Origin of the sequence: Streptomyces sp. SID3343 (assembly GCF_009865215.1) — a bacterium.
Classification (GTDB): domain Bacteria; phylum Actinomycetota; class Actinomycetes; order Streptomycetales; family Streptomycetaceae; genus Embleya.
On the sequence record NZ_WWJX01000228.1, the window covers coordinates 1 to 9,716 of the forward strand.

A 9,716-nucleotide genomic window follows, 5' to 3' on the forward strand; every position below is an offset into this window, starting at 1 on the left:
GGGCGCGGCGCAGCGCCCGGTCGACCCCGCGCAGACGCGCGGCGGTCACCGTCGCGGGCGTGGCGAGGTCCCACGCGGCCGGGATGTGTCGCCCGATCAGCGCGGGAGCGAAGTTGTAGAACGTCGCCCGCACGGTGGCCGCGCCGACCGCTCCCATGGGGGCGGACCGGGACGCGAAGTAGCCCATGCGACCCTCCGCGAGCCCGGCCGCGACCAACTCGGCCTCGGCTTCGGGGGCGAAGTAGACGAGGGAATGCAGCGGATTGAGTACGTCGTGACAGCGCTTACCGGTGCGAGCATCCATCCCCGCACCGTAACCGCTCACCCGCGCGACACCCCCGCGCACCGCCGCCCGCGCCCGCGCCGCGCCTCGGTCAGCGAACGCTCGCGACGACGCGCTGCGCGGCCTCCACGATCTCGTCGAGATGCCCGCCGTGCGCGCCGTGCCAGTACACCCGAGCGCACTCCCGGCAACGGGCGAACGACTCGACCGCGTCGAGCGTGCCGGGTTTGACCTCGGGCTCGACCTCCTCGCGGGTGGCCGCGCGCAGCTCGCCGTTGCACGCGGTACAGCGCGTCCACGGCGCGAGCGTGAGCGCGAACCGGCGGAGCAGGTCGTCGAGCTGGACGTCGGCGCGGATCCCGTACACGTACGCCCCGAACCACAGGTTCTTGCGGCGCAGCAGGCCGCGGTCCTGGGTCAGCAGCACCCGACGCTCCGCGTTGGCCTGCACGACGAGCGTCGGGTCGTCGCAGTCGTTGTGGTAGGCGGTGTCGATGCCCACCAGGCGCATCCGTCGGGCGAGGGCGCCGAGGTGGACGTCCAGGAGGAACCGCGGGGTGCGGGTCTCGAACTCCGGGACGGCCTGCGGGCGAGCGATCGGGAATACGTCGACGACCTCGCCGCCGACGGGCCGGTAGCCCGGCTGCACCTCGCGGCCGTCCACGAGCAGCCGGCCGACCTCGGGCAGTGGCGGCCCGGCGGACTCCACGATGTGCCCGAGGGTCGAATCCCCGTCGGCGGGGACGTTCACCGGCAGCCCGCGCTGACGCGGCGACAGGAATGGTTGCAACTCGGTGGGGATCTGAAGGAGCACATCCGGTCGATTCACCGGGTCAGCATCCCATCGGACGCCTGTGACCCGCCGACAAATACCGAGGCCACGCGAACCCGCCCGGGCGGCTCCCCCGGAGACCGCCACCCGCGCGGACCGCTCGGCCTCCGGCCCGACCACGGCACCTACTCGGGGCCGCCGGGTGGCGAGAACCCGAACCGATGGAATATCCGAACGCACGTCCGCCTTTACCCATCCGTCGGGGCTGCTGTCGAAACCCCCAGGGAGGCGCATATGGCTCGCAACGAGCTTCGTCCGATCGTGAAGCTTCGGTCCACCGCCGGAACCGGTTTCACGTACGTGACCCGCAAGAACCGTCGAAACGATCCGGACCGCATGGTCTTGCGCAAGTACGACCCGTCCGCCGGAAAGCACGTGCTTTTCCGCGAAGAGCGCTGACCACACGGGGGCCGCCGGTGAACACCACCCGGCGGCCCCTTCCTTTTCGATCCGCGCCCCATTGCGTTTCGTACCGCATCCCATCGGGTTTTCGTACCGCGCCCGCACCGCGTCAGCGCCGAGGCCGCGTCACCGTCGATCCTCGTCGTCCTCCGGCCGCTCCAGCAGGCCCAACTCCTCGATGACCCGCAGGCCACGCGGCCCCGAGCCCGCCAGCCCGGCCACGATCGACTTGCGCAGCTGGTTGCGCTCGAAGTCGTCGGCGTCGGCGAGCAGGGCCAGGATCTCGGTGCTCAACGTGCGATCCGGGCTTTCCGTCGGGCGATGGGCGTCCAGATAGTCGAGTACCGCCCTGATCTGTTCCGGGAATTGGGTCAACCAATAGGCGATCAGCGCCTCGGGACCCTCGCGGATCAGCTCGCGGTGGAAGTCCAACCGCGCCCGCATGAGCCGTTGTTCCTCTATTTCGAGCGGCACCGCCCAACGCGCCTTGGCCACCGTCGCCTGCACGTCGCCGGGTATTTCCTCCGATTGGAGGATCAGCCCCGCCGACCGATAGCTCAGTCCGTATTCCGGCAGTGTCGCGGGGTGCGCCAAAGCGGCGTCCAACTCGTCCTGAAGCCGTCCCTCGTCGGCGCCACGCACCCCTGCCGCGGCCTTGCGCAGGCGGCTCTCGACGTCGCGTCGGACGAAGGAGAACGCGTTCACCGGGCGGCGGTTCGCGATCGTCCTCGGATCGTGCACCCACCAGTGCAGTTGCACCTCGACGCGATGCGCCGAGCCCTCGACCGGCGAGCACAGCACGACCGGGAGCACTTGGGCGTGCTCGCGGGCGGCAACCCACCACAGCCGGCCTGCCCTGCGTACCTCCGCGAGGGTGGGCGACGGGTAGGCGCTCCCTTCGGCCACCAGCACGCGGTCCGTGCCCCGACCGAATCGGTGGCGGCACCAGGCCAGGCCGCGGGAACCGGTTACGGACTCCACCACGGTCACGACGTCAGGTTCCATGTGCATGCTCCCCGATCGGTTGGGCGGGCGGCTCCTCGAACGCGTCGATCGCGGGTTCGAGCACGGCGATGTCGATCACGGCGCCGCTGGGCAGACCCTCGTGGGCGAGCCTGGTGAGGTCGAAGGCGAGCCGCTCCAGGCCGTGGCCGCGACCGGGGCGAAACAGTGCCGTGAACAGGCTTCGCAAGCACGTGGCGAGCTCCGGGTCGGTCTCCGTCGTGGCCAGCAGGGCCGTGAACAGCCGGAGCACGACGGCGTATCCGGCCGAGTCGTCGATCACGCGGCGGACGACGGCCTCGAACACCTCGCTCGTGAGAATCCGCTCCGACGGGTCGTCCCACACCAGACGGGCCGTCAACTCGGCTGCGGCGCCCGCTTGTTCCCACGATTCCAGGAGTTCCAGGATCGCTTGGGCGGGCATCCCGTCCCGGCACAGTTCCACGACGCTGTCGCGGGCCGCGAAGGCGACCGTCTGCTCGCCGGTCCTGGCCAGCTTGAGCAGGTCGGACAGGGTTCGGCCCGGGTACACCGACGCCAGGCCCGGGTACGCGAGCGCGGCCGTCAGGCGCAGGTCCGAGCGGGTGCGCTCACGGCTCCACAGTTCGAGCAGGTGCCGTACCTGGGTGGCCACGACCGGGTCCTGGGCCGCCGCCCGCAGCGCGAGCACGGCCAGCGGTCGTTTCGCGCCGCCCTCGCGGGCCCAGCGGCCGACCGGTGCCAACGGCTGGTGGCCACGCCCGGCCGCGATGAACCCGCCGACCGCGCGTGCCGCGTCCCGATGCACCTCGGCCGGGCGCCGCGGGGTTTGCGCGAGCCAGTCCACCAGGACGTCGCACAGGTCCGGATACCCGGACCACACGTGCCGGCGCACCGCCGCGCCCCAGTGCGGGCGGTCGAACCGCACCCGGTCGAGGCGGTAGCGGACCCGCCCGCGGATGACGTCGTCCTCGTCGAGCACGGCGTGGATCGACCGCAGCCGCGCGGCACGCGGCTGCGGGGGCCAGGTGTCCTGCGCGTCGTCGTCCGAACGCGGCAACCGCCGGGTCAAGAGTCCGCGCAGCGCGGTCGCCCGCTCGGTCACCACGCCGTAGTCGTGCCCCTCGAAGACGGCCGCGGCGATCATGAACGACCAGTCGGCGTAGGACGGGTGCTCGCGCAGCCAGTCCTCCACCGCGGTGTGGTCACGATCGCGCAGCGCGCTCAGAACGTCGTTGCGGGTGAACCGACCACGAGCCACCTCGGCGAGGTCGCACGCGACCGACGCCGCGTGATCGGGTCGTCCGTCGGTGCGCACGAGTTCGACGATGTCCTCGTCGACGAGATCCAGATGTCTGCGCTCCCAGTCCCGGTCGAGGTGATGGGCAAGGTGGCTGCGCAACACCTGTACGGGATCGGGGCGTTGACAGTGCACCCGCCACGGCGCCCAGGTCGCCGGTGTCCGGGCGGAGACCGCGCACGTGACGAGCAGGACACTGTCGCGTTCGGTCAGGCGTTGTCGTAGAAGTTCGAGTTCGTGCGGCGGGTAGCCGGCGAGTCCGTCCGAGGCGGCCCCGTCGATCACATAGCCGGTGTGCCGGCGAATGCTCAGCCGCATCAGGTTGTCCACGCCGTCCACCGCGATCACGTTCTCGACGTGCTGGTCCTGCATCAGGTGCAGCGCCAACGTGCGTTTGCCGGAGCCGGGTTCGCCGGTGAGCAGCAGGAGGTGACGGGCCATCATCCCGCGAGCCCGCAGGTAGCCCATGGGCTGCACGAACGTGCGCGCGACCAACTCGCTCTCCTCGCGCCAGATCGGTCCTTCCCGCGCCTGCCGCGGCCGTTCCCGGTCGGGCCCGCCGGCGGTCCGATCCGGGTCGCTCGACCCGCGCGAGCCGCCGACGTGGGTACCGGCGGCGGGATCGAAGACCACCGGCCCGACGTCGGCCCACGGCGCGGTCGAGTCGTCGGGCTCCCAGCCGCCCGCGTCCCGCGGGTCTTCGCCCGCGCTGCCGCCCGCGAGCGAACGCTCGCCGTAGTCAGCCACGATCATGCCTCGTCCCCGTCCGTCGGTCCCCGTCCCACCTTGGCGGACGGCGGGCCGAACGGCCCCCCGTTCGCGGCCTTTGGAGCACGGGCACCGCTCGATGCCGCCGGCGGCGCGCGGGGCGCCGATGCCGCGGCCGAGCGGATCGCTCGACCGGCCTTCCCACGGCGGAGTCCGGAGGGGCCCGACGGGGTCGACGGCCCAGTCGACGAGGCCGCGTCCGTTCGGAGTAGGAGCGCCGGCAAATGACCCATGGCGCCCGTTCGGTGACATAGCGTGGCGAAGCCCTGCTCGTGGACGTGCTTCGTCGTTGTTCCGGGCTCGGCCTCGTGTTCCCTTCCCGAGAGGCTTCTCATGCGCGGTACGCGTGTTCGCATCCTGGTCGTCGGTATCGCCTCCGGCGCCCTCGCCCTGTCCGCACTCGCCACGACGCACGCGGCGGCCGACCCCGCGAACGGTCCCTATGTGGCGCTGGGCGATTCGTACACCGCAGGCCCTTTCATCCCCGACCTCACCGGCGATCCGATCACGTGTGGGCGCTCGACCGGCAACTACCCGAGCCTGGTCGCGCGCGAGCTCGGCTCGACGTCGTTCACCGACGCGAGCTGTAGCGGTGCGACAACAGAGCACATGACGCATGCTCAAAAGCCGGTCCTGTTCGGCACCAATCAGCCGCAGTTCGACCGGCTGAACAAGGACGTTCGGGTGGTGACCCTCGGCATCGGCGGCAACGACGCCGACCTGATCGACACCGTGTCCGCCTGCATCGCCAACGGCGCCGTCGACTCGCCCGGCCCCGACGAGGCACCGTGCGCGGACGCCCAGCAGGTGGACGGTCGGGATCGACTCGCCGCGCGCATCGACGCGGTGGGGCCCAAGGTCGCCGAAGTACTGCGGGGCATCCACGAGCGGGCGCCCGGCGCCCGGGTGTTCGTCGTCGGCTATCCCGCCGTGCTTCCCTCGCCCGCCGACGCGTCGTGCCGGGAACCGCTTTCGCTGACCGAGGGCGACGTCGTCTACCTCACCGCGCGGCTGCGCCAACTCGACGGTGAACTCGCCGACGCGGCACGGGCGAACGAGGCGACGTTCGTGGACACGTACACCTCGGGCGTGGGGCACGACGCGTGCAAACCGGCGACCGTCCGCTGGGTCGAGCCGGTACTCCCCGGCAATGCCGCCTTCCCGCTGCACCCGAACGCGAACGGCATGGCCGACACGGCGGCCGACGTGGCCAGGGCGATCCGCGCCTCCTGAGCGGCGCACCCGCACGACCCCTCCCCCGCGTCGGACGGTACGTCCCGCCATGGCGGTGACCCCTCGGTCACCCGGCGCTAGGCTCGCCGCCATGGTGATCACCGTCGACCCTGGCTCCCCCGTCGCGCCGTTCGAGCAGATCCGCGTCCAGGTGTCCGACCAAGCCCGCTCGGGTGCGCTGCCCGCCGGCACTCGGCTGCCCACCGTCCGCGGTCTGGCCGGCGAACTCGGCCTCGCGCCCAACACCGTCGCGCGGGCCTACCGCGAATTGGAGACGGACGGCGTGATCGAGACGCGCGGGCGTTCCGGCAGCTACGTCGCGGCCGTCGGCGACGTAGCGCACCGGGCCGCGAGCGAGGCCGCGCTCGACTACGCCCGCCGCGCACAGCGCTTGGGCCTGACCCGTGACGAGGCGATCACGACGGCGCTGTCGGCGCTCGAAGCGGTGTTCGGCCGCCAGGGGTCGGCGTAGCGAGGCCGGTGACGCCCCGGGTTTCGCTGCCGCTTCCGTTCCGGGTTCCGCTCGGCTCCCGTTTCGGGTTTCGTTCGCTCCCGTTTCGGGTTTCGTTCCGGGTTCCGATCCCGAAAAGCACTGTACGGACGGCCCGGCGCACCGGATCATCGAATTCATGTCGATGCCTCGCCAGACGCCCCGCCCACCGGATGGGGCGCCGAGTTCAGCCGGTGACGACCCGTCAACGCTGCTGCCCTTCGTGTTCGGACTCGACGATGCGGACACCCCGTACGACGCCGTGGACGGCCTGGCCCTCGCGGCCTTCCTGACCGGCGCCCAGCCGTGGGCCCGCACCACCCGACTGGACCGGGTCAAGCCCGGCGCCAGACTCGTCCCGCGCGGGGCACGCGTGGTGCGCGCCGTGGAGGAGGACGACCGCTCGTCCCAACTCGCCGTCGGTGACGGCTGGACCCTGCGCTCGGTCCGCTGGCGCAGCGGCGGCGGCGAGGTGACGGTGACCGCGGTCGACGAGAAACTCGGCCGCGCCGTGCTCAAGAAGGCCGTCAAGGGCGCGGCGGCCGACCCGCCGCCCAGGGACGAGGCCGTGGCGATGGGCTTTTGGTACTTCTCCGCGCGCCGCGGCCCGTACCGCACGACGCGCGCGATCACCGCCGCGCCGTGGGAGGACATCCGCCGCAACTACACCGGGCCGACCGCCGGCGCGTTCGACCGGTTGATGAAGCTGACCCCCGACGACGTGTCGGGCCGGTTGATCCTGCTGCACGGCCCGCCCGGCACGGGCAAGACCACTGCCCTGCGCGCGCTCGCGCGGTCGTGGCAGGACTGGTGCCGGATGGACTGCGTGCTCGACCCCGAGGCGCTGTTCGGCGACACGGGCTACCTCATGGACGTTGCGATCGGCCGCGGCGACGAGGACGAGGAGTCGCCCGACAAGGCCAAGCAGCACAAGTGGCGGCTGTTGGTCCTGGAGGACTGCGACGAGCTGATCCGCGGCGAGGCCAAGCGCTCGGCCGGTCAGGCCCTGTCGCGCCTGCTCAACCTCACCGACGGTCTGCTCGGCCAGGGCCGCAACGTCATGGTCGCGATCACCACCAACGAAAACCTCGGCCATCTGCACCCGGCGGTGGTTCGACCGGGCCGGTGCCTGGCCCAGATCGAGGTCGGTCCGCTGGAGTTCGGTGAGGCCCGCGAGTGGCTGGGCTCGGCCGACGGCATCGGCACCCACGCCACCCTGGCCGAGCTGTACGCCCTGCGCAACGGCGCGGCCCCGGTGGAGATCGAACGCCGCCACCACGGGGGCGAGGGCCTGTATCTGTAACCGCACACCGAAGCCTTCTCCGGGTCGAGGGCGCGGCGGCGACACCGCGCGGGGCGATCACCGTGCTCCGCGCCCACGACTCCCGAGATCGGTTCCGCCGGCGGGGTCCTAGAGGTTCCTAGAGGCTCAGGTCGACCACGACGGGGGCGTGGTCGCTCGTGCCCTTGCCCTTGCGGGCCTCACGGTCGACGTAGGAGTCGGTGACCGCGGCGACGAACGGGGCGTTGCCGTAGACGAGGTCGATGCGCATGCCCTTGTTCTTCGGGAAACCCAGGTCGCGGTAGTCCCAGAAGGTGAACGGGACGTCGTACTTGAGCGCGCGCGGCATGACCTCGCTCAGGCCCACGGTTTCGAGCGCGGTGACCGCGTCGCGTTCGGCCTGGGTGACGTGGGTGGAGTTCGCGTCGAAGCGCGAGATGTCCCAGACGTCACGGTCGGTCGGCGCGACGTTGTAGTCGCCCAGGACCGCGAACGGACGCTCGGCCCCCGCATCGGCCGCGACGGCGGCACGCAGTGCCTTGTACCACTCCAGCTTGTATGCGTAATGCGGGTTGTCGACCTCGCGCCCGTTGGGTACGTAGATCGACCAGAGCCGGACCCCGCCGCAGGTCGCGGAGATCGCGCGGGCCTCGTGCGGGTCGTCGACCTCGGGGAAGCCCGGGCCCGCCTCCAAGCCGAGGACGACGTCCTGTACGCCGACCTTCGACAGGATGGCGACGCCGTTCCAGCGCCCGCCCGCGTTGACGGCCGACTCGTAGCCGGCCTCCTGAAGCTCCTTGACCGGATATGCCTCGGGGGTGGACTTGAGCTCCTGAAGGCACACCACGTCGGGAGCGGCGCTGTCCAGCCACGCGAGGAGCCTGGGCAGCCGAGCCCCGATCGAGTTGATGTTCCAGGTGGCGACCCTCATGCGAACCTTCCAGAGCGGACGACGGCGATCAGGCTCCATTGTCCCTCGCCGGGGTGACACCACCGGAAAGCCCGCGGCGCGTCGCATGCGGTAGGCATGGGGCATGAACAACTCCTCCGCCACCGCCGACGGCCCCGACGGCTCCGAACTGGTGGAACTGACCGCCGCACTGAAGGCGTTCGCCGCCGAACGGCACTGGCAGCCGTTCCACACACCGAAAAACCTCGTGATGGCGCTGAGCGTCGAGGCCGCCGAACTCGTCGAGATCTTCCAGTGGCTGACGCCCGAGCAGGCCGCCGACGTCATGTCGGATCCGGCTCGCGGCGAACACGTGCGCGAAGAGGTCGCGGACGTTCTCGCGTATCTGCTGGGTTTCGCCGACCAACTGGGCATCGACCCGGCCCAGGCACTGCGCGACAAAATGGTCAAGAACGCGGTCAAGTACCCACCGGGTGCTCCCGGACTCTGAACCGGCAGGCGAGGCGGGGCCGGTCACGGGCTGCGGGACCGGGGCGGAACCGGGACGGGACCGCGAGGGGCCTTGACGCCGTTTCCGGGTCGGGCGCGCATCGCCGGCGGCGCGGCGACCCGCTACGACGCGCTGCGTGCGGTGATCGACGGTGGGCCGTTCGACGCCGAGCACGGATTCGGGTACGGCTATGCCTTCAAGATGATCTGCCGGTTCCACGGCAAGCCGCTCGACAACAGCAACTTCTCGCCGTTCCTGGGCAGTTGGCTCCAGGTCGTGGACGAGGGCCTGGTCGCTCTCGGCAGCAAGGCGGGGTCCGTCGCCGACTTCGTGTACGGGTCCCCGCCTGCGCCGCTGCCGCCCCCCGAGGACCTGCCCGGCTACGACGAGTGGTCCGCGACCCCGTGCCGCGACGCGCTCGCCCGGTGGGACGCGAGTACGGCCGAGCAGCGTGCGGGGCTGGAGCCCGAGGCCGGCGAGGCGATCGAGCAGGTGGTCTCCTGGCTCCGCGCCGCGGTCGCCCAGGACGGCTACGGGATCGCGGGATTCGGCTCCTGACCACCTGCGTCCCGACGACTCGCCCCTCGGGGCGTTTCGCCCGATCGGTCAGCGCGGTCGCAAACGCCGCGCACCGAGCACGAGCGCGCCACCGGCCACGAGGAACAGACCGGCCGCCAGGCCCAACGGCCACACCGGCTCGGCGCCCGCGGCCGCGATCCGGGCGGTGATCGCGCGCCGGGCGGTC

The 9,716-nt window shown here is 71.6% G+C and carries 10 protein-coding genes and 1 pseudogene; 6 read left to right on the plus strand and 5 right to left on the minus strand.

Annotated features, from left to right (window positions below):
* A pseudogene (locus GT354_RS08315) lies at nt 1-304 on the minus strand (hypothetical protein); the annotation flags it as partial.
* 70 nt (nt 305-374) lie between these two features.
* Entirely contained in the window at nt 375-1,112 is a 738-nt protein-coding gene (locus GT354_RS08320) for a Mut7-C RNAse domain-containing protein (protein ID WP_161355616.1), read from the minus strand.
* Between the two features lie 237 nt (nt 1,113-1,349).
* Here GT354_RS08320 and rpmG point away from each other — a divergent pair, with 237 nt between their 5' ends.
* Nucleotides 1,350-1,514, plus strand: a complete 165-nt coding sequence (gene rpmG, locus GT354_RS08325) for a 50S ribosomal protein L33 (RefSeq protein WP_161355617.1) — start codon at nt 1,350-1,352, stop codon at nt 1,512-1,514.
* A 129-nt stretch (nt 1,515-1,643) separates the two neighbouring features.
* Here rpmG and GT354_RS08330 read toward each other — a convergent pair whose 3' ends face one another.
* The gene (locus GT354_RS08330) at nt 1,644-2,522 is read right to left on the minus strand and encodes a hypothetical protein (protein WP_161355618.1); all 879 of its coding nucleotides are present in this window, start codon (nt 2,520-2,522) and stop codon (nt 1,644-1,646) included.
* Nucleotides 2,512-4,551: a hypothetical protein gene (locus GT354_RS08335; protein ID WP_161355619.1), complete on the minus strand. Its 2,040-nt coding sequence runs from the start codon at nt 4,549-4,551 to the stop codon at nt 2,512-2,514. The genes GT354_RS08330 and GT354_RS08335 overlap by 11 nt, the downstream gene beginning before the upstream one ends.
* Nucleotides 4,552-4,899: 348 nt before the next feature.
* On the opposite strand from GT354_RS08335, the gene GT354_RS08340 reads away from it, so the two are divergent.
* The 3 genes from GT354_RS08340 to GT354_RS08350 all read left to right on the plus strand — a co-directional run bounded on the left by GT354_RS08340 (nt 4,900) and on the right by GT354_RS08350 (nt 7,592).
* Nucleotides 4,900-5,799 carry an SGNH/GDSL hydrolase family protein gene (locus GT354_RS08340; protein ID WP_161355620.1) on the plus strand — a complete coding sequence of 300 codons (900 nt, stop codon included), beginning with the start codon at nt 4,900-4,902 and terminating at the stop codon, nt 5,797-5,799.
* Nucleotides 5,800-5,890: 91 nt separating this feature from the next.
* Nucleotides 5,891-6,271, plus strand: a complete 381-nt coding sequence (locus GT354_RS08345; protein ID WP_161355621.1) for a GntR family transcriptional regulator — start codon at nt 5,891-5,893, stop codon at nt 6,269-6,271.
* Nucleotides 6,272-6,434: 163 nt separating this feature from the next.
* Nucleotides 6,435-7,592 (plus strand): DUF5925 domain-containing protein, encoded by a 1,158-nt coding sequence (locus GT354_RS08350; protein ID WP_237534507.1) that lies wholly within the window; start codon nt 6,435-6,437, stop codon nt 7,590-7,592.
* A 118-nt stretch (nt 7,593-7,710) separates the two neighbouring features.
* Here the strand turns inward: GT354_RS08350 and GT354_RS08355 are convergent, their stop codons facing one another.
* Nucleotides 7,711-8,502 carry an exodeoxyribonuclease III gene (locus tag GT354_RS08355; protein ID WP_161355622.1) on the minus strand — a complete coding sequence of 264 codons (792 nt, stop codon included), beginning with the start codon at nt 8,500-8,502 and terminating at the stop codon, nt 7,711-7,713.
* Between the two features lie 103 nt (nt 8,503-8,605).
* On the opposite strand from GT354_RS08355, the gene GT354_RS08360 reads away from it, so the two are divergent.
* Complete coding sequence (locus GT354_RS08360; protein ID WP_161355623.1) at nt 8,606-8,971, plus strand: nucleotide pyrophosphohydrolase; 366 nt, start codon at nt 8,606-8,608, stop codon at nt 8,969-8,971.
* A gap of 72 nt (nt 8,972-9,043) precedes the next feature.
* A complete protein-coding gene (locus tag GT354_RS08365; protein ID WP_161355624.1) occupies nt 9,044-9,529 on the plus strand; it encodes a hypothetical protein in 486 nt (161 codons plus the stop codon).
* The last annotated feature ends 187 nt before the right edge of the window (nt 9,530-9,716 follow it).